The sequence below is a fragment of the Oceanibaculum sp. genome, from assembly GCF_022449305.1.
Classification (GTDB): Bacteria; Pseudomonadota; Alphaproteobacteria; order Oceanibaculales; family Oceanibaculaceae; genus Oceanibaculum; species Oceanibaculum indicum.
Genome location: NZ_JAKUSO010000043.1, coordinates 1,751 through 20,779 on the forward strand (window position 1 = coordinate 1,751; position 19,029 = coordinate 20,779).

Here is a 19,029-nt window from a genome sequence, read left to right on the forward strand (position 1 = left end):
GTAATGCCAAGGACAGTGCCGCCCCCTCACCCGGTTCGCTATCGCTCACCACCCTCTCCCGCCAGGGGAGAGGGTTTCTGCACATCCCCCCGCCCCCCCTGCATACCGCCATGCGCGCCACGCCGCCGATGAGCGATTGCGCATGAAGCCCGCCCGCGCTGCAATAGCTGCAATAACAAGGGGGAGCTTCATGAGCACGACACGCATCGCCGATATCGGCTGGGCCATCCTGTGGGACGCGGAGGCAAAACGGCACGTCTACAGGCAGTGTATCGACATCGTCTTCACCGACGACCGCATCACCCATATCGGCCCTGGCTATACCGGCCCCGTGGACAAGACCATCGACGGTAAAGACCTCATGGTCATGCCGGGGCTGGTCGATATCCATTCCCACCTGCTGTCGGAGAATGTCGGGCGCGGCGTCACCGAGGAGATCGGCAACCCGGCGCTCTATATGAGCGGCGTCGCCGACCCGAAGCCTTTGTTCCTGCCCGGCCATTCGATGGACAGCGACACGCTGGCCGCCGAGGGGCTGCGCGCCGCCACCCGCATGGCGATCTCCGAGCTGCTGCTGAGCGCCACCACCACCGTAGTCGATCTCGCCATCCCCTATGAGGGCTGGCTGGACACACTGGCCGATACCGGCATCCGCGCTGTTGCCGCGCCGATGTACCGCTCCGCCGCCTGGGTCGCGCGCACCGGCCACACGGTCGAGTATGACTGGGACGAGAAGGCCGGCCGCAAGGCGATGGAGGCGGCCTTCCGCACCATGGACCTGGCCGTGCAGCATCCCAGCGGGCGGCTGTCCGCCATGGTCAGCCCGGCGCAGGTCGATACCTGCTCCGTCGAGCTGCTGCGCAACAGCAACGATATGGCAAAGGAGCGCAACTGGCCGATCACCCTGCATACCGGCCAGTGCGTGTGGGACCATCTGGAGATCACCCGCCGGCATGGCCTCACCCCGGTGCAGTGGCTGGGCGATATTGGCCTGCTGTCGGACCGGATGATCCTGGCGCATGCCATCTTCCTGGACCACCATTCCTGGATTCGCTGGCACACCCACCGCGACGTGCCGCTGCTGGCCGAGACCGGCACCCGCGTCGCGCATTGCCCGCTGGTGTTCAGCCGCTATGGCCAGATGATGGAAAGCTTCGGCCAGTATGTGAAGGCCGGCGTGTCGATGGCGATCGGCACCGACACCCAGCCGCACAACATGCTGGAGGAAATACGCCTCGCCGCCACGCTGGGCCGCATCGGCGGCCGCCATGTCGAGGACACCAACATCGGGGAGGTGTTCCACGCCGCCACCATCGGCGGGGCGGAGGCGCTGGGCCGGGACGATCTGGGCCGCATCGCCGTTGGCGCCAAGGCCGATATCGTGCTGGTCGATCTCACCCACCCCGCCATGCGGCCGGTGCGCGACCCGCTGCGCAGCCTGGTCTATTCCGCCGCCGACCGCGCGGTCCGGGAAGTCTATGTCGATGGCCGCCAGCTGGTGCGCGACGGCAAGGTGCTGACAGTGGACCGCGACGAGGCCGCCGACACGCTGCAGAAGGTGCAGGCCGACATGCTGCAGGCTGTCTCCAAGCGCGACCGGCTGCACCGCACGGCGGAACAGGTCTCCCCGCTGTCGCTGGCGCGGGGGTGATTCGCAAAACTGTCATTGCCGGGCTTGACCCGGCAATCCAGAGCCACGGTCTGAAACTGTGCAGGCATGGCGCCGCCCCTGGATGCCCGGATCAAGTCCGGGCATGACAAACGAAACCCAAACAACCAAACAAAATACTGGGAGGAAACAATGGAACGGATTGGCTTTATCGGGCTGGGGGCGATGGGCCGCCCGATGGCGCGCAACCTGCTGCGCGGAACCGGGGCGGAGATGATCGTCTATGACATGAACCCGGACGCGGTGGCAGCATTGGTCGCCGAGGGCGCGACAGCCGCCGGCAGCATCGCCGAGGTCGCGGCCAATGCCGACATCATCGTCACCATGCTGCCGGACTCGCCGGATGTGGAGGCGGTCGTGCTCGGCCCCGGCGGGCTGGCCGAGTCGGCAAGCGCGGAAATGCTGGTGATGGATATGAGCACCATCGACCCGTCCGTCACCGACCTGCTGTCGATGGCGCTGGGCGAACGCGGCCACGGCTTCGTCGATGCGCCGGTCGGGCGCACCGTGACCTTCGCCGAACAGGGCAAGTCACTGTTCATGGTCGGCGCCAGCTCCAACGATTTCGGCCGTGTGAAGCCGCTGCTGGAGGCGATGGGCAATACCATCCATCATTGCGGCGCGCCGGGGGCCGGCATCCGCACCAAGCTGGTGAACAACTACATCGCCATCGTGATGAACCAGGTGAATGCCGAGGCGATGGCGCTGATCCAGCATTTCGGCCTCGCCCTGCAGCCGACGCTGGACGTGGTGAACGGCACCACGGCGACCAACGGCCACCTCGTCACCAACTACCCGTCAAAGGTGCTGAAGGGCGATCTCGATCCCGGCTTCCGGGTGAAGCTGGCCGATAAGGACCTGAACCTGGCGCTGGACGCGGCACGGACCGCCGACATCCCGATGTTCCTCGGCCATGCGGCACGCGAATGCTATGGCCTTGCCCGGGCGTCGGGGCATGCGGAGACCGACTGGACCGTGCTGGTCGATCTCGCCTGCGCCCGCGCCGGGCTGAAGCCGCCGCGTCTGTAGGGGCCTTAACGGATCAGCTGTTCGATGAAGCCCTCGCCGAGACCGTTCTGGCGGTAGTAGGCGCGGAACTTCTCGATGCGGGTGAACACATCCTCATAGCCCGTCTGCTTGCCGTTCTCATCGACATAGAGCAGCGGGCCCATATTGTGGAACAGGGTGGTCATGTGCCCGACTTTGGGATCGACCACCAGCGTATGGGTCTCGCCCGCCGGCTCGAAGATGAAAGTGCCCTTAGTGGCGACCCAATCATGCTCCAGATAGCCCCAGGCGCCGTCCAGCGTGTAGCCGGTGACCATCGCCGGATGGCGGTGGCGGCTGACGATGCCGCCGGCTTTCGCCTTCAGGATGTTCACCCAGCTGCCCTGCACGACATTCAGCATCAGCGGACGGATCCAGACATTGTCGGACAGCTGCATCCACATGCGCTCGTCATCGCCGGAGGTGTCGATCACCAGTTCCGGCGCTGCATCCATCGGCAGCGGAATGCGCACGAAATTCTTGCCCGGCTTGCCCGGCGCAAGCTCCTCCGTCATCGGCACCACATTGCTGCTCATCTTGTAAATCCTCCCAAAGGGCTATTGGCCAGAGTGGCTATTGGCTTCAGGCGACAGCATACACATAAGAAAAGCCGGTTAAACACTGCGCGCGGCGCATGGGCACCACGCGGGAGATTCACAGGAGCGGGATTCTGCACTAGCATCCGCAGCGATGATGAGACGCCCTACCCTTTCCCTGGCACTCGCCACCCTGCTGACCCTCACGGCATTGCCGGCGGGCGCGACGCCGCTGGTCGATCAGCAGCACACCATGGCGCTTGGCTGGGACTATAAGGGGCAGACTGGCCCCGCCTTCTGGAGCAGCCTGTCGCCATCCTACTGGGCCTGCGGCAATGGCATCCGGCAATCGCCCATCGATGTGACAGCGGTCACCCTGGCCGACCTGCCGCCGCTGACGCTGAAATATCCCGGCGGCGCGCTGTCGGTGATGAATACCGGCCGCGTACTGAAGCTGCGCGGCGGGCCGCGTGACGTGCTGGATAGCGGCTGGAGCGCCTACAATCTGCGCCATATCGACATCCGCGTGCCGGCCGAGCACCGGCTGGACGGGCGGGAATTCGCCGCCGAGTTGCAGCTTGTGCATCAGCGCGCCGACGGCCATGTGGCGATCCTGTCGGTGCTGATGGATGAGGGGCGCCCGAACCGCGGCATCGACCGGGTGCTGGCCGCCCTGCCCAGCGGATCGGGGCTGGAGCGCACCCTGCCCGACCAGAGCTTTTCCGCCCACGAACTGCTGCCCGACGATCTCTCCTACGCCCGCTACACCGGGTCGCTGACCGTGCCGCCCTGCACCGAGCGGGTCGACTGGTTCGTGCTGCGGCGCCCGCTCACCCTGTCCGCCGAACAGGCGCGCCTGCTGCGCGAGGCGGTCGGCGGCACCGGCAATGCCCGCCCGCTGCAACCGCGCAATGGCCGGGAAATCCCCGCTACCCGCAACTGACGGATCAGCGGGGCGCCGGCGGCGGTTCCGCGCCGCCCCTATCGCCGAAGAACCGGAACAGGTCGCGCAGGAAGCCCGGTGCCAGCGCGGTCAGCGGATTCACCGTGATGCGCGGATTTTCCGACGGTCCGTCGAGGCGGAACTCGGTCGCCAGCAGCCCCTCATCCTTGCCGCCGACGATCAGCGGGCCCAGCAGCGGGATCGAGCCCAGCGCCTGGCTCAGCTGATAGGCCGGCACGATCAGCCCGGAGAGGTCGAGATTGCCCTTCCCGTCATCGATCACGCCGTCGACCGACAGGCCGATGGCCGCCCCCACAGCACGGGCATTGCGGATGCGCGTCACCTTCTCCTTGCGCTCGATATCGGCGGTCAGACGGGTGAAGGCGATGCCCTCCCCGGCCAGCGCCGACTGGATATCCTTGGACGCGGTGACGCGCAGTACCTCGGCCAGCGCCTCGGCCCGCACGATGCGGAAATCTGCGATATCCAGTGCCGCTTGCATCGGTTTGCGGAAATCGTCGAAATCGCCGCGGCCATCGGCGCGCAGCCGACCGCCCACCATGCGGTCGAACAGGCCGAAACTGCGCAGCGCAGCGCCGGCATCGTCCGACACCAGGATGAATTCGTGCCCGCCGCCGGTGGCCGGCGTGGCCACGAGGTCGAAGCGCCCCGCCTCCGCCAGCCGCCCGGCCAGCTTCACATCACGCCAGGTCGTGCCATCATGCACCAGATTGGCCTCGACCCCGTCGAGCAGCCGGTCATCCTCCAGCAACACACGCTGGAACCGGCCATTCACCTGCAAGGGCGGGAAGCTGGGCGGCGTATCGTCCGCCGTGTCCTCATTCTCGTCCTCTTCCAGGACCGGGCGCAGATCGAGGTTGCGCCCCGACATATCGATCAGCAACAGCCCGTCAGACTGCCGGACGACGCTGCCCGCGATATCGGTCTCTCCCAGCTTCAGCTCGGTGAAATCGACGCGGCGCAGATGCTCGAAATCCGGCATGAACACCGCCTGCCCGGCCGCCGCCAGATCGGAAGCCGCAATCTGGAACCGCTCGAAGCGGGGATCGCCACTCTTCGGGATCACGATATCCAGCCGCGCCGTGCCGGCGGTCTGCGGCGGCTTGCTCCAGCCCACCTCCGGCAGCGACAGGGTGGCATCGAGCAGATCGTGGGTCGCCGATATGCGATCCGTACCGTCGCTGGCCTGCCGGTAGTCGATTTCGGTCGGGACCGGGCCGGTGACATAGGGTTGCAGGAAATCGAACCCAAGCCGCTTGCGCGCCACATCGTCCAGCGCACCGGACGCCGTGATGCGCCGCCGAACCGGGACGTTGGTGCGGAATTCCTCGCGCCAGGTCAGCGGGATCGGCACATCCGAGAAGCGGCCCGTCCCCTTGATGGTCATGCCGCGCCCGTCCAGCGTCAGCGCCAGCTCGCCATCCTTGAAATCCTGGTCCAGCAGGATTTTCTTCAGCGCGACGTCGCGCATGTTGGCCGCCGCCGCCAGCTTCACCCGGTCGAGACCCAGATCATTCACCAGCGGGAACTGGAACACCAGCCGCGCCGCCGCCAGCCCGTCCACATTGGCCGGCGGAATGCCCAGCGCGGTCGCATAATCCAGCGGCTTGTGGTCAATCACCCGCATCACGTCGCGCAACGGGCCACGCACCACCACCTCGATATCGGCCAGTTCCTCGTGGCCATCGAGGCCGGTCATGTCGATGGTCGCTGGACCGGCCGCCAGATCGTAGAGCCGGCCGCTCTCCACCTCGATTTTGAACCGTCCGGGCGAGAATTCCGCGCGCCCCGCCGTCTCCAGCACCGGCGGCAAGGGGCGCATGTAATGGGTGGTCACGCCGGCAAAGGCGATCTCGCCGTCGAAATCCTCAACCTCGATAGCGCCGGGATCGTCCCGTGCCATCTTACCGCGCAGCGAGATGCGCGCCCGCGACACGCCGCCGCCTTCCAGATTCTTCGTCACCCAGTCGCGCGGATTGCGCCCCACCTCGCGCGGCCAGTATCCGGCCAGATCGTCGGTGGCGACATTCTCCGCCACCGCCTCGGCCACCAGCCCGTAGCTGCCGGTATCGCCGACATCGATCAGTGTGCCGGTCAGGCTGAGGCGCGGCCCGGCCTTGGCCGCCGTCCCCAGATCGATAACCAGGCTGGGCAGCATCAGCATCTTGCTGTCGCGGCGGTAGGTCAGGCTGGCCTCGATGGCGCGCACCGGCAGCGGCAAATCGTACAGCGTCGGCAGCTCGATCTGGCCGCTCTCTCCGCGCACCTGCACTTCGATGCTGCGCGCGATGGTCAGCGCCTCAGCCTCGACCTCCAGGCTGCCGGACAGCGGCAGGCCGATGGCGCTCAGCGCCGCCAGCTCCGGCACCTTGCGGGCCAGCACATCCGGCTCCAGCCCGCTGAACTCTACCGACAGGCGCGAGGTGCGGTCGGTCAGCCGGTGGCTGCCGTCAAAGCTGAGGATCAGCGGCATGGTGCCGACATCGAATTCCAGCCGCCCGCGGCTGCGCAGCCCGCGTTCGCCGCGCCGCAGCAATATGTCGGCGCTGGGTACCGACCAGCGCGTGCCCAGCGCCAGATCGATGATGGTCAGGCTGGCGCGCCGCACGCGCACAACCTCCAGATAGCCGGTGATGCTGCCGGGATCGGGCGCGCGGTTCAGCTCGTCCAGGATGGCGGAGAGCGCATCGCCACCCGCCGCCGGCTGTGCAGGTTCCGCCCCTTCCGGCGGCCCAAGCCTGAGGCTGCCGTCGCGCAGCCGCACGACCGAGAAGGAGGGTTCGACCGCTTCGATCTCCACCGGCGCCAGCAGGCCGCGCAGCAAGCCGCGCAGGCTGAAGCGGATCTGGATCGCCGGTACTGTCGCGGTCGGCCCGCCCGCATCGCCGGCGATACGGGCATCCGTCGCCTCCAGCTTCAGGGATTTTTCTTCCGCCTCCCAGACGATCTGCGTGCGCTCCAGTGCCACATCGTAGCCCGGCAGGGCCTGTTCGAGGGCGGCTTCGGTATAGGTGCGCAGGAAATCCAGCGGGATCGGCCCGGCGGTCAGGCGCCAGAAGGCCAGCATCAGCAGAACGCTGAGCGCCGCGACCGAGCCGGCCATCACCTCAAGGGCGATGACGGCGCTTCGCCGCAAGGTCGGGCGCCGAATCACTGTGTTTCATTCCTCCCGCTGCGGGATTTAGGCTTGCGCGACCGCCGAACGACCGTCATGCAGAGGCTTGACGCCGGCATCGCGACCACCCCCAGCATAGCGTTATGACCAATTTGACCCTTCTACTTCAATCAAAACAACAGCCACGCCCGGCAAACCCGCAGGCCGCCTCCATCGGCATGGAGCGCTGGATCGAGACCGCCGACCGCACCGACGATCCGGACCTGGCCGGCTTCGCCCGGCAGATCGCTGAAGCGCCCGATGCCCGCGCCCTGCTGGAGGCGCTGTTCGGCAACTCGCCCTTCCTGACAGACTGCCTGCTGAAGGATATCGGCTTCGCCCGGCTGCTGCTCCAGGACGGTGTGGACCAGGGTTTCGCCAATGCCCTCGCCCAATGTGATCTAGCCGGCGAAAGCGACGATATGAAGGCGCTGATGAAGGGGCTGCGCCGCGCCAAGCGCCAGGCGGCCCTGTCCATCGCGCTTGCCGACATCACCGGGCAATGGACGCTGGAGCAGGTAACGCAGGCGCTGAGTGCGCTGGCCGAACGCAGCCTTCAGGTCGGCGCCGACTTCCTGCTGCGGATGCTGGCGAAGCAGGGCAAGCTGCCGCTCGCCAACCCGGACAATCCCAGCGAGGGTAGTGGCCTCGTCATCCTGGGCATGGGCAAGCTGGGCGCGCGGGAACTGAACTATTCCAGCGATATCGATCTGATCGTCTTCTATGACGACGAGCTCCCGCTCTATGCGGAGATCGAGAGCCTGCGCCAGCCGATGGTACGCCTGACCCAGGATCTGGTGAAGATCATCGAGGAACGCACGGTGGACGGCTATGTCTTCCGCACCGATCTGCGCCTGCGCCCCGATCCCGGCGCCACGCCGGTCGCGGTGTCGGGGGCGGCGGCGGAATCCTACTACACCAGCGTCGGCCAGAACTGGGAACGCGCCGCCATGATCAAGGCGCGGCCGGTTGCCGGCGATATCGAGGCCGGCCAGCGCTTCCTGTCGCACATCGCGCCCTATATCTGGCGCAAGCATCTGGATTTCGCGGCGATCCAGGACATCCATTCGATCAAGCGCCAGATCGCCGCGCACAAGGGCGGGCGGACCATTGCGGTACTGGGCCACAACATCAAGCTGGGCCGTGGCGGCATCCGCGAGATCGAATTCTTTGCGCAGACCCAGCAGCTGATCTGGGGCGGGCGCAACGCCGACCTGCGCATTTCCGACACCTGCAGCGCGCTGGACGCGCTGGTCCGCGCCGGACGCATCACCGAGGCGGTGGCCGAGGAGATGAAGACGGCCTACCGCTTCCTGCGCCAGGTCGAGCACCGGCTACAGATGATCGAGGATGCCCAGACCCAGACCCTGCCGAAGGACGATGCCGGTATCGAGCGGCTGGCCGCCTTCCTGGCCTATCCCGATGGCGAGGCCTTCCGGCGCGACCTGCTGCACCATCTGCAGACCGTCGAGACCCATTACAGCGAGCTGTTCGAGGAATCGCCCAGCCTGACCGTGGCCGGCGAGCAGGCGCGCGGCAACCTGGTCTTCACCGGCGGCGAGAGCGACCCGGACACGCTGGAGACGCTGGCGGAGATGGGCTACGACAATCCCGAGCGCGTCGCCAGCCTGGTGCGCGGCTGGCACCATGGCCGCTACCGCGCGACGCGCAGCGAGCGTGCCCGGCAGATATTGACCGAGCTGATGCCGCTGCTGCTGGAAACGCTGTCGCGCTCTGCCTCGCCCGATACCGCCTTCCTGCGCTTCGACCAGTTCCTGTCCCGGCTGCCGGCCGGTGTGCAGCTGTTCTCCATGTTCCAGGCCAATCCGAGGCTGCTGGAAGCGGTGGCGCAGGTGATGGGCGGCGCGCCCTTCCTGGCGGAGCAGCTGAGCCGCCGGCCCGGCCTGCTGGAAAGCCTGCTGACCGAGCCGGACGTCGCGGCCCTGCAATCCGCCGAGGCGCTGCAGCGCGATCTAGACCAGGCGCTGGGGCTGGCCGGCGACTATCAGGATGTGCTGGACATCGTGCGGCGCTGGAACAATGACCGGCGCTTCCTGATCGGGCTGCATATCCTGTCGGGCAAGCTGGATGCGGATGCCGCCGGGCCGCTGCTCAGCCGGGTGGCGGAAACCGCGATCCGCGCGCTGCTGCCGCATGTCGAGGCGGATTTCGCGCGCCAGCACGGCATGCCACCGGGCCCCGAGGGCGACACCGGCGGCATCGCGGTGGTGGCACTGGGCAAGCTGGGCGGCGGCGAGATGACCATCGGCTCCGATCTCGACCTCGTCTTCCTGTATGATGCGCCGATCGACGCCCAGTCCGACGGGCCGCGCCCCCTGCCCGCCGTGCAGTATTACGCCCGGCTCGGCCAGCGGCTGATCTCGGCACTGACCGCGCAGACCGGCGAGGGCGATGTCTATCCGGTGGATATGCGGCTGCGCCCCTCGGGCAAGACCGGCCCCATCGCCTCCAGCCTGGAAAGCTTCGCGAAATACTATGCCGAAAGCGCCTGGACCTGGGAGTTCATGGCCCTGACCCGTGCCCGGCCTGTCGCCGGGCCGGAGGCACTGCTTGACGCGGCATCGGCGGTGATCCGCCGCATCCTGACACAACCACGTGATCCCGCCACCCTGCTGGCCGATGTCGCCGATATGCGCCACCGGGTCGAGAAGGAAAAGCCCGGCACCATCCTGTGGGATGTGAAGATGGGCCGTGGCGGGCTGGTCGATGTGGAGTTCGCTGTCCAGTATCTGCAGCTGCGCCACGCCGCGGAACGGCCTGATGTGCTGGACCAGAACACCACCGCCGCCTATGAGAAGCTGGTCGGAGCAGGCTGCCTGCCGGCGGAAACGGGCGCCACGCTGATCGCCGCAACCCGGCTGTGGCGGCGCCTGCAGGGGCTGCTGCGCATTGCCGTCGGCGATGCCGCCTTCGATGAGGAGGCTGCGACGCGCGACCAGAAGGACGCGCTGCTGCGGGCCGGCGGCGCGGTTGACTTCGACGGGCTTAAGCAGAATATCCTCGCCACTGCCGAACAGGCGCTGGCGTGCTATCGCGCGCTGATCGACGATCCCGCAGCCGCGCTGCCGAAACCATCCCAGCAGGAGAAGACGAAATGACCGTGAATGTTGGCGACAAGGCCCCCGATTTCTCGATGCCGACCGATGGCGGCGGCTCGGTTTCGCTGTCCGGCCTGAAGGGCAAGAAGGTTGTGCTGTATTTCTATCCGAAGGACGATACGCCCGGCTGCACCAAGGAGGCCTGCGCCTTCCGCGATGCCCTGCCCGACTTCTCCGGCGTCGATGCGGTGGTGATCGGCGTCTCGCGCGATCCGGTGAAGAGCCACGACAAGTTCAAGGCCAAGTACGAGCTGAACTTCCCCATCGCCTCCGACGAGGATGGCAAGGCCTCGGAAGCCTACGACACCTGGGTCGAGAAGAGCATGTACGGCAAGAAGTACATGGGCATGGAGCGCGCCACCTTCGTCATCGATGGCCAGGGCGTCGTGCGCAATGTCTGGCGCAAGGTGAAGGTCGATGGCCATGCCGCCGAGGTGCTGAAGGCGGTGCAGGCGATCTAGGGCTTGCAGGTAAAGACTGCATGTCCTATCTCCCCTCTCGGACCGTCACCCTCGGCCTTGTGCCGAGGGTCCAGGGTTCCGCTTGTCGAGGCCAAGACAGGCTGAACCCTGGATTCCCGGGACAAGCCCGGGAATGACAACCGAATAAATATGCGCCGGGACGACCCGGCGCCTTTTTCATCCTGTTGAAGGGGACGGCCCCTTCCCGACCCGATGGCGCGTTGCATCGCGCGGGAGGTTGCCATGGCATGGGTCGCCCTGTTCTTCGCCGGACTGTTCGAGATCGGCTGGGCCGTCGGCCTGAAATACACCGAGGGCTTCAGCCGGCTCTGGCCGTCGCTTGGCACCATCGCCGCGATGGCGGCCAGCTTCTTCCTGCTGGCCTTCGCGCTGAAGACACTGCCGCTGGGCACCGCCTATGCAATCTGGACCGGCATCGGCACGGTAGGCACGGTCGTGCTGGGCATCTTTCTGTTCAACGAAGCCGTCGATGTCATCCGCATCGGCTGCATCGCCATGATCGTCGCCGGCATCGTCGGGCTGAAGCTCATCACCCCTGCCTGACCCGATGGACGTCCTGCCCTTCGCCAGCCTGACCGAGGCCGCTGTCGCCGTGCTGGAAACTGCCGATCCGGCGGCGAAGGCTCGGCTCGGCCGACAGGTTGCCGAAGCCTGGCGCGGCGGCGTACTGACATCACTTGGGGATACTGTTCCGCCCGACCGGCCGGCCCGGCCGGACAAGCCCGACCTGCTGCCGCCCAACCGGGTGAAGAAGCGCAAGATCACCGCCGCCCCCGCCGGACGCGCGGCGCTGCTGCACGCGCTGGCGCATATCGAGCTGAACGCCATCGACCTCGCCTGGGACATCGCCGCGCGCTTCGCCGGTGAAGACCTGCCGCGTGCTTTCTTCGACGACTGGGTGCAGGTGGCCGATGACGAGGCGCGGCACTTCCTGATGCTGTGCGACCGGCTGGCGGCGCTGGACAGCTTCTATGGCGCCCTGCCCGCCCATGACGGGCTGTGGGAAGCCAGCCAGAACACCGCGCACGACCTGCTGGCGCGCCTCGCCGTAGTGCCGCTGGTGCTGGAGGCGCGCGGGCTGGATGTGACGCCGGCCATGGTGGAGAAGCTGCGCGCCGCCGGCGACGCGGCCAGCGCCGACGCCCTGCAGATCATCCATGATGACGAGATCACCCACGTCGCCGCCGGCCGGCGCTGGTTCGAATGGGCGGCGGAACGACGGGGGCTGGAGCCGGTCTCCACCTATCACCAGCTGGTACGCGCGCATTTCCGGGGCCTGCTGAAGCCGCCCTTCAACAAACCCTCGCGCGATCTGGCCGAGTTCAAGGCGGTCTATTACGAGCCGCTGGCCATACCTTTAGAGACGCTTCCTCAGTAAGGCAGCCCGCCGCCCAGCAACAGCGACACGGCAATGGCGGCGGCGACCGGCAGCAGCGCCACCAGACCGTGCATGACAGGCACCAGCAGCTTCGCCACCCCGCCCGACCCGAAGCGCAGCCGTGCCGCCAGCGGATCGCCGAAGAAGCACAGCACCAGCAGCGCCAATGCGATGGGATTGGCATTGCCGAACAGGAATGCCAGCGCGGCCAGCGCCATCAGCACCACGCCGCCGAACAGGGCCGCCGCACCGAACGGGCTTGAAACGGCGAGACAGGCCAGCATGAATTTACCGGCAATCGCGGCGGCCATGCCGCCCGCCATCTGGCCGTAGGAAGCACTGCCGGTCAGCGTGACGACCAGCGCCAGCCCGAAGCCCGCCGCCAGCAGCTTGGCGGCGGCGATGGCGCCATCCTCAGCCACCAGCGAGAGGCGGAACAGCGCGATGCCGCCCAGCGCCCAGCAGCCCGCCAGCGCGATGCCGGTACTCACCGGCATGCGCATCAGCGGAGACCAGGCGAGCCAGACCAGCACACCGGCGAGGCCGAGGACCGCCACCGTCAGCGCGGTGGTGCGTTTCACCGGCCGTGTATCCAGCAGGAAGCCAAGCACGGCGGCGGCCAGCCCGACATGCGCCAGCTTTGGCAGGGCCGCCGGCGGCAGGAAGGGCGGCAGGCCGAAGGTCAGCGCGTAGCTGACCAGCCAGCCGACCGGAATGCCGACGCCGGCCAGCAATGCACCGCGGCCCGGCCCGCCGGCCAGCCGCATGACCAGCCCGACCAGCAGGGATGTGACGAAGGGGAAAAGGGCGCTCTGGCCGAACGGCCCGGCGACGAGGCTGTTGATCATGGACATCATGGCTGCAGAATCCGCGGCGCCTAGCGCGCCGTCAATTGCCGGGCGATCTCGGCCAGGCGCGGGCCGGCCTCGTTCTTCAGATAGTCGGGCGACAGGATGAAGGACGGCCCGCCGCAATTCAGCGCGAACACCGCAGAGCGGTCCGCCGACAGCAGCGGCACGCCAACGGCGTGCACATCCGATTGCCAGTCACCCAGCGAGAGGCAGAAGCCGTAGCGGTCCATTTCCTCCATCGCCTTCTCGATGCCGGCCTTCACCGCCGGATAACGGTCCGGGAACCGCTCGCGCATCGACTCCATCAGATAGTCCCGCTCGGCCTCCGGCAGCACGCTCAGCAGCGAGCGCCCCATCGCCGTGGTGGCGATCGGCACGCGCGAGCCGACATCGAGGCGCAGCGTCACCGTGCCCGGCCCCTTGCAGCATTCGACATAGACCATCGACAGCCGGTCGCGGGTGCCCAGCGCCACCGAGGCATTGGCATCGTTGGCGAGGTCCTGCATCAGCGGGCGGGCGCGCTCGCGGATATCCAGCCCGGACAGCATCGCATAGCCCAGCGCCAGCACGCCGGAGCCCAGCTGATAGACGCCCAGCCGTTCGGAATAGGTCAGGTAGCCCAGCCGTGTCAGCGTATAGGTCAGGCGGGAGATGGTCGGCTTCGGCAGGCGGGTCCGCTCAGCGATTTCCTGGTTGCCCAGCCCTACATCGCCGGGCCGGAAGCAGCGCAGCACATCCAGCCCGCGCGCCAGCGCGGTGACGAACTGCCTGTCCTTCGCTTCCTCCTCCAGAAGATCATCCTCGTAGAGCGGCACATCCTTTCCGCCGGCTTCCGCAGATTTCAACATCATGTGCCCCGTGCAACCCCGTCCGTTCTTCGCCACGCATTGTTGCAGCGCAGCATTCTCTTTACTATCGCATCAGTATAACGGAATTTCATTTTGCCACGCGGAATAATCCGCCCGCGCAACAGAGAACATCCCGGACAGAATCGGAATGGCAACAGAGAGCAAGCCTGTACCGCCCGCGCGCCCTGCCCCCTCGCGCCCAGCCCCGGTGCGCCCAACCATGGGACTTGCCCTGCTGGTCGTGGTGCTGGCGACGCTGGCGGAACGGGCCTTTGGCCTGCATGACGCGCAATATGTGGCGGCGGCGGCCTATCTCGCCTTCGTTCTGGGCTGCCTGCCCCGGCTGGGGCGGCGCGAGGCAATCCTGCTGTCGGTCGCCGCGCTGCTGACCGCGCTGGCCGTCCTCTGGCGGGACGATCCGATAACACCCCTGCTGCGGGGGCTGGATACCGCCACCTACATGGCGACCTTCCTGCTGACACTGGGCATGCTGCGCACAGCGGCGGCGACCTCCCCCGCCGTTCTGGAATGCGGCATCTACCTCACCCAGCAGCCGCCGGGCCGTCGCTATGTCGCCTTGCATACCGGCGGGCACCTGCTGGGCCTGCTGCTGAATTTCGGCGTGCTGAACCTGCTGGGCCCGATGATCCGCCGCGGCGTGGAAAGCGGCGATCCCTCGCTGGCGGAAATCCGCGAGCAGCGCCAGATCTCCGCCGTGCTGCGCGGCTTCCCCACCATCCTGCTGTGGTCGCCGGCCACCATCACCCAGGCGCTGATGGTCAGCCTGCTGCCGGGCGTCGATCTTGCCCAGTTGCTGATGCTGGGGCTTGCCCTCACCTTCATTCTGCTGGGCGTCGGCTGGCTGGAGGACCGTGTGCGCTGGCACAGCTTCCAGCGTGCCCGCGCCCATATCAAGCGCCCGCCCCCGCCGCCCGCCCCCTGGCGGGCCTTCGGCGGCATGATGCTGATCTGCGCCGCGCTGGCGGGCTCGGTGGTGCTGGTGAAGCTGGCACTCGACATCCCCATCGTGCCGGCCCTCATCACCGCCATCCCCTGCGTCGTCATTGGCTGGATGGCCCTGCAGAATGCCGGGCTGGGCCTGCGCGATGCGGCTGCAACGACCGGGCAGCGCCTGCGCCAGATCGTGACCGTGTCCTTCCCCAACGCCTCGCCGGAGACGCTGACGCTCAGCTCCTCCGCCTTTATCGGTGTGCTGGTGGCGGCCCTGCTGCCACCGGAGCTGGTGGCCGCCGCGATCCGCCCCCTTGAGGATCAGCCAATCCTGCTGCTGGCCATCATCATCGCCATCGTGCCGCTGGCCTCGCAGCTTGCCTTCAACCCGATCATCTCGGTCGTGGTGCTGGGCGGCGCGCTGATCCGAGTGCCCGGCCTGCCGGTCGAGCCGACCATCCTGGCGCTGTCGCTGGCCTGCGGCTGGATGCTGGCGCTGCCCGGCTCCCCCTTCTCCATCCCCTGCCTGATCCTGGGCCGGCTGCTGAACCGGCCCGGCACCCAGATATCCTGGCGCTGGAACGGCATCTATACGCTGATGGCCTATGTCACGGTGCTGCTGTTCATCGCCTGCGCAAGGCTGATCTGATTTCGACAATTTCGCATTGCAGAACTGCCTTTCGCTTTTCTATAGTCGGGGAACCGCCAAAAAAAGCATTTGGGAGTGACGCCGTGGCCCTCGACCAGGAAACCTTCGACCAGCTCGTCCAGACCGTCCGCCGCTTCATCCGCGAGCGGCTTGTGCCGCTGGAGCGGCAGGTTGACGAAACCGACAGGATTCCCGACGACATCGTCGAGGAGATGAAGGAGCTGGGCCTGTTCGGCCTGTCGATCCCGCAGGAATATGGCGGCATCGGCCTGAATGTGACCGAGGAAGTGAAGCTGGCCTTCGAGCTGGGCTACACCTCACCCGCCTTCCGCTCGATCATCGGCACCAACAACGGCATCGGCTCGCAGGGCATCGTCAATGACGGCACGCCGGAGCAGAAGGCGAAATACCTGCCGAAGCTGGCCAGCGGCGAGATCATCGGCAGCTTCTGCCTGACCGAGCCGGATGTCGGCTCCGACGCCGCCTCGCTGCGCACCTCGGCCCGGCGCGACGGCAACGAATATGTGATCAACGGCACCAAGCGCTACATCACCAACGCGCCGCATGCCGGCGTCTTCACCGTGATGGCCCGCACCGACCCGGACAACAAGGGGGCCGGCGGCATCTCCGCCTTCGTCGTGGAGAACGGCCTGCCCGGCCTGAAGTTCGGTAAGGCCGACAAGAAGATGGGCCAGAAGGGCGCGCATGTCTGCGACGTCATCTTCGAGGATGTGCGCGTGCCCGCCGATTCGATCATTGGCGGCAAGGAAGGCATGGGCTTCAAGACCGCGATGAAGGTGCTGGACCGTGGCCGCATCAATATCGCCGCCGCCTGCGTCGGCGTCGCCCAGCGGCTGATTGAGGAGAGCGTGCGCTACGCCACGGAACGCAAGCAGTTCGGCCAGGCCATCGCCAATTATCAGCTGATCCAGGCGATGCTGGCGGATTCGCAGACCGAATGCTACGCCGCCAAGATGATGGTCTTGGACGCCGCCGAGAAGCGCGACCGGGGCGAGAACACCATCCAGGAAGCGGCCTGCGCGAAATACTACGCCTCCGAGATGGTCGGCCGCGTCGCCGACCGCGCCGTGCAGATCCATGGCGGTGCCGGCTATCTGGCGGAATATAATGTGGAACGCTTCTACCGCGACGTCCGCCTGTTCCGCATCTATGAGGGCACCTCGCAGATCCAGCAGCTCATCATCGCGCGCGAAATGCTGAAGCGGTTCGCCGGCTGAGCCGGCGATGGAGGCCGCCACCATGCGCTACACGACGCCGGCGCTGGATATCTACGACAATGTCTGGGACTCGATCCGCCACTGGGTCGAGACCGCCCCCGACCTGCCCGCCATCGATCAGGAGGGCACGGTCTGGAGCTATGGCAGGCTGGGCGAGGCCGTCCGGACGCTGACCGATTTCCTGACCGCGCATGACGTCGCTGCCGGCGACCGCGTGCTGTTCGTCATGGAAAACAGTGCCGGTGCCATTGCCGGCATGCTGGCGGCGATGCGGCTGGGTGCCTGGGCGATCCCGCTGAACGCCCGGCTGTCGGTGCGCGAGATCGACGAGATCCGCAAGCATGCCGGGCCCAGCGTCACGCTCTACACCACCGCCGTCTCCAAGGAAGCGCAGGCCCATGCCGAACGCCACGGCGCACGCGAAGCCCCCAGCCTGAAGGAAGCCGGACTGCTCTACGCACCGGCTGAGGGCACCGTGCACCGCATGCCCAGCTTCGGTCCGCCGCGCGACCGGGTGGCGGCGCTGATCTATACCTCCGGCACCACCGGCAACCCCAAGGGCGTCATGCTGACGCACGGCAATCTGCTGTTCATCGCCGGGCGCAGCAGCCATGCCCGGCTGACCACGCCGGCCGACAAGGTCTATGCCGTGCTGCCGATCAGCCATGTGTTCGGGCTGGCCTCGGTGTTCCTCGGCAACATGTATCGCGGCGCCCAGCTGAAGCTGGTCTCGCGCTTCGTCCCGGCGGAGGCCGCGCGGTCACTGGCCGAGGACGGCATCACCACCTTCCACGGCGTGCCGGCCATGTTCAGCCACCTGATCGGGCTGGCGGCCAGCAGCGGCCAGCCGGTGAAGGCGCCGAAGCTGCGCTACATGTCGGTCGGCGGCGCGCCGCTGGACCTGGCGCTGAAGCAGCGGGTGGAGGCGATGTTCGGCCTGCCGCTGAACAACGGCTATGGGCTGACCGAAAGCTCCCCCACCGTCTGCATGACGATGATCGGCAAGGAACGCGACGATGATTCCGTCGGTACGCTGCTGGACGGGGTGGAGGTTCGCATGGTCGATCCGGCCAGCGGCAAGGATGTGCCTGTCGGTGGCGTAGGCGAGATGTGGGTGAAGGGCGGCCTGGTGATGAAGGGCTATTTCCGCGACCCCGCGCGCACCGCCGAGGTGCTGACTCCGGACCACTGGCTGAAGACCGGCGACCTCGCCCGGATGGAAGCAGATGGCAGCCTCTATATCGTCGGCCGGCTGAAGGAACTCATCATCCGCTCCGGCTTCAACGTCTATCCCTCGGAGGTGGAGGGCGTCATCGTCAGCCATCCCGACGTATCGATGGCGGTGGTGGTCGGCCGCAGCCGCGACGGCAATGAGGAGGTGGTCGCCTTCGTGCAGCCGATCCCCGGCCGCAGCGTGACGGCGGAGGCGCTGGATGAATTCGTGTCCGAGCGGCTGGCGCCCTACAAGCACCCCTCTCAGTACCTCATCCGTGACACGCTGCCGGCAACACCGACCGGCAAGATCTTGCGCCACCAGCTGCAGCAGGAAGCGGTCGGGCTGTAGCCTCAGTAATGGTACCGGCAGGCCAGCACCTCGATGCGCTGGTCGCTGCCGCTGCCCGCGATGCGGTAGATCAGCCGGTGTTCCTGGGTGATCCGGCGTGACCACCAGCCCTGCAAATTGCCGCGCAGCGGTTCCGGCTTACCGATACCGGAAAAGGGCGTCTGCCGGATGTCGGCAAGCAGGGCCTTTATGCGGGCTTCCTGCCCGCCGCCCTGTGTTTGCCAGTAGTGGAAATCCTCAAGCGCGCCGGGCGTCCAGACGATCTTCACGCGGCATTATCGCCAGCCAGCGGATCGAACTCGACCAGCCTCCCCGCCGCCGCGTCCTCCAGCGCCTCCTGCAACCGCTCCGCATTGCGAGGGGTGGACAGCAGATGCAGCGTTTCCTGCATGGACTGGAATTCGGCGAAATCGACGAGCACGACCGGCTTTGCCTTCTGCCGGGTAACGATGACATGCGCGCCCGACGCGGACACGCTGTCCATCACCGATGCCAGGTTCTCCCGCAGCGTCGAGTAGGTGATGACGTCAAGGGGTGTGTTCTCGCTCATCGCTACCTCCACACCTTATATGTACCAAA

16 protein-coding genes are annotated in these 19,029 nt (G+C 67.0%); 10 read left to right on the plus strand and 6 right to left on the minus strand.

Features of this window, described 5'->3' with window-relative positions:
• The first annotated feature begins 190 nt into the window (after positions 1 to 190).
• Together MK313_RS12700 and MK313_RS12705 are read left to right on the plus strand one after the other, a co-directional pair.
• Positions 191 to 1,651, plus strand: coding sequence for an amidohydrolase family protein (locus MK313_RS12700; protein WP_287781924.1), 1,461 nt, complete (start codon positions 191 to 193; stop codon positions 1,649 to 1,651).
• Positions 1,652 to 1,717: 66 nt separating this feature from the next.
• Complete coding sequence (locus tag MK313_RS12705; RefSeq protein ID WP_287781926.1) at positions 1,718 to 2,698, plus strand: NAD(P)-dependent oxidoreductase; 981 nt, start codon at positions 1,718 to 1,720, stop codon at positions 2,696 to 2,698.
• Between the two features lie 5 nt (positions 2,699 to 2,703).
• On the opposite strand, the gene MK313_RS12710 is transcribed toward MK313_RS12705, so the two are convergent.
• Positions 2,704 to 3,252 (minus strand): 2,4'-dihydroxyacetophenone dioxygenase family protein, encoded by a 549-nt coding sequence (locus MK313_RS12710; RefSeq protein WP_287781927.1) that lies wholly within the window; start codon positions 3,250 to 3,252, stop codon positions 2,704 to 2,706.
• A 154-nt stretch (positions 3,253 to 3,406) separates the two neighbouring features.
• Here MK313_RS12710 and MK313_RS12715 point away from each other — a divergent pair, with 154 nt between their 5' ends.
• The gene (locus tag MK313_RS12715) at positions 3,407 to 4,195 is read left to right on the plus strand and encodes a carbonic anhydrase (protein WP_287781929.1); all 789 of its coding nucleotides are present in this window, start codon (positions 3,407 to 3,409) and stop codon (positions 4,193 to 4,195) included.
• A 4-nt stretch (positions 4,196 to 4,199) separates the two neighbouring features.
• Here MK313_RS12715 and MK313_RS12720 read toward each other — a convergent pair whose 3' ends face one another.
• Entirely contained in the window at positions 4,200 to 7,370 is a 3,171-nt protein-coding gene (locus tag MK313_RS12720) for an AsmA-like C-terminal domain-containing protein (protein ID WP_287781931.1), read from the minus strand.
• 104 nt (positions 7,371 to 7,474) lie between these two features.
• Between MK313_RS12720 and MK313_RS12725 the strand changes: the two genes are divergently transcribed.
• From MK313_RS12725 to MK313_RS12740, 4 genes are all read left to right on the plus strand, one after another.
• Positions 7,475 to 10,489, plus strand: a complete 3,015-nt coding sequence (locus tag MK313_RS12725) for a bifunctional [glutamine synthetase] adenylyltransferase/[glutamine synthetase]-adenylyl-L-tyrosine phosphorylase (RefSeq protein ID WP_287781933.1) — start codon at positions 7,475 to 7,477, stop codon at positions 10,487 to 10,489.
• A complete protein-coding gene (bcp, locus tag MK313_RS12730) occupies positions 10,486 to 10,950 on the plus strand; it encodes a thioredoxin-dependent thiol peroxidase (protein WP_287781935.1) in 465 nt (154 codons plus the stop codon). The genes MK313_RS12725 and bcp overlap by 4 nt, the downstream gene beginning before the upstream one ends.
• Positions 10,951 to 11,193: 243 nt before the next feature.
• Entirely contained in the window at positions 11,194 to 11,514 is a 321-nt protein-coding gene (sugE, locus tag MK313_RS12735; RefSeq protein WP_287781937.1) for a quaternary ammonium compound efflux SMR transporter SugE, read from the plus strand.
• A 4-nt stretch (positions 11,515 to 11,518) separates the two neighbouring features.
• A complete protein-coding gene (locus MK313_RS12740; protein WP_287781939.1) occupies positions 11,519 to 12,349 on the plus strand; it encodes a ferritin-like domain-containing protein in 831 nt (276 codons plus the stop codon).
• On the opposite strand, the gene MK313_RS12745 is transcribed toward MK313_RS12740, so the two are convergent.
• Positions 12,343 to 13,206 carry a hypothetical protein gene (locus tag MK313_RS12745; protein ID WP_287781941.1) on the minus strand — a complete coding sequence of 288 codons (864 nt, stop codon included), beginning with the start codon at positions 13,204 to 13,206 and terminating at the stop codon, positions 12,343 to 12,345. The genes MK313_RS12740 and MK313_RS12745 overlap by 7 nt on opposite strands.
• Before the next feature lie 20 nt (positions 13,207 to 13,226).
• A complete protein-coding gene (locus MK313_RS12750; protein ID WP_121217017.1) occupies positions 13,227 to 14,051 on the minus strand; it encodes an IclR family transcriptional regulator in 825 nt (274 codons plus the stop codon).
• A 217-nt stretch (positions 14,052 to 14,268) separates the two neighbouring features.
• Here MK313_RS12750 and MK313_RS12755 point away from each other — a divergent pair, with 217 nt between their 5' ends.
• From MK313_RS12755 to MK313_RS12765, 3 genes are all read left to right on the plus strand, one after another.
• A complete protein-coding gene (locus tag MK313_RS12755; RefSeq protein WP_287781943.1) occupies positions 14,269 to 15,648 on the plus strand; it encodes a hypothetical protein in 1,380 nt (459 codons plus the stop codon).
• Between the two features lie 83 nt (positions 15,649 to 15,731).
• Positions 15,732 to 16,886 (plus strand): acyl-CoA dehydrogenase family protein, encoded by a 1,155-nt coding sequence (locus tag MK313_RS12760; protein ID WP_287781945.1) that lies wholly within the window; start codon positions 15,732 to 15,734, stop codon positions 16,884 to 16,886.
• A 7-nt stretch (positions 16,887 to 16,893) separates the two neighbouring features.
• Entirely contained in the window at positions 16,894 to 18,450 is a 1,557-nt protein-coding gene (locus tag MK313_RS12765) for a class I adenylate-forming enzyme family protein (RefSeq protein WP_121217012.1), read from the plus strand.
• Positions 18,451 to 18,452: 2 nt separating this feature from the next.
• Here MK313_RS12765 and MK313_RS12770 read toward each other — a convergent pair whose 3' ends face one another.
• Both MK313_RS12770 and MK313_RS12775 read right to left on the minus strand, forming a co-directional pair.
• Entirely contained in the window at positions 18,453 to 18,719 is a 267-nt protein-coding gene (locus MK313_RS12770; RefSeq protein ID WP_121217010.1) for a Txe/YoeB family addiction module toxin, read from the minus strand.
• On the minus strand, positions 18,716 to 19,000 hold the full coding sequence (locus MK313_RS12775) for a type II toxin-antitoxin system Phd/YefM family antitoxin (protein ID WP_121217009.1): 285 nt from the start codon (positions 18,998 to 19,000) through the stop codon (positions 18,716 to 18,718). The genes MK313_RS12770 and MK313_RS12775 overlap by 4 nt, the downstream gene beginning before the upstream one ends.
• Positions 19,001 to 19,029: the final 29 nt, after the last annotated feature.

Excerpts from the sequence above, each read along its gene's own strand:
- MK313_RS12740 (WP_287781939.1), top strand. The coding sequence starts at position 11,519 with ATGGACGTCCTGCCCTTCGCCAGCCTGACCGAGGCCGCTGTCGCCGTG.
- MK313_RS12705 (WP_287781926.1), top strand. The coding sequence starts at position 1,718 with ATGGCGCCGCCCCTGGATGCCCGGATCAAGTCCGGGCATGACAAACGA.
- MK313_RS12755 (WP_287781943.1), top strand. The coding sequence starts at position 14,269 with ATGGGACTTGCCCTGCTGGTCGTGGTGCTGGCGACGCTGGCGGAACGG.
- MK313_RS12710 (WP_287781927.1), bottom strand. The coding sequence starts at position 3,252 with ATGAGCAGCAATGTGGTGCCGATGACGGAGGAGCTTGCGCCGGGCAAG.
- MK313_RS12765 (WP_121217012.1), top strand. The coding sequence starts at position 16,894 with ATGGAGGCCGCCACCATGCGCTACACGACGCCGGCGCTGGATATCTAC.
- MK313_RS12700 (WP_287781924.1), top strand. The coding sequence starts at position 191 with ATGAGCACGACACGCATCGCCGATATCGGCTGGGCCATCCTGTGGGAC.
- sugE (WP_287781937.1), top strand. The coding sequence starts at position 11,194 with ATGGCATGGGTCGCCCTGTTCTTCGCCGGACTGTTCGAGATCGGCTGG.
- MK313_RS12725 (WP_287781933.1), top strand. The coding sequence starts at position 7,475 with ATGACCAATTTGACCCTTCTACTTCAATCAAAACAACAGCCACGCCCG.
- MK313_RS12715 (WP_287781929.1), top strand. The coding sequence starts at position 3,407 with ATGATGAGACGCCCTACCCTTTCCCTGGCACTCGCCACCCTGCTGACC.
- bcp (WP_287781935.1), top strand. The coding sequence starts at position 10,486 with ATGACCGTGAATGTTGGCGACAAGGCCCCCGATTTCTCGATGCCGACC.
- MK313_RS12750 (WP_121217017.1), bottom strand. The coding sequence starts at position 14,051 with ATGATGTTGAAATCTGCGGAAGCCGGCGGAAAGGATGTGCCGCTCTAC.
- MK313_RS12775 (WP_121217009.1), bottom strand. The coding sequence starts at position 19,000 with ATGAGCGAGAACACACCCCTTGACGTCATCACCTACTCGACGCTGCGG.
- MK313_RS12745 (WP_287781941.1), bottom strand. The coding sequence starts at position 13,206 with ATGATGTCCATGATCAACAGCCTCGTCGCCGGGCCGTTCGGCCAGAGC.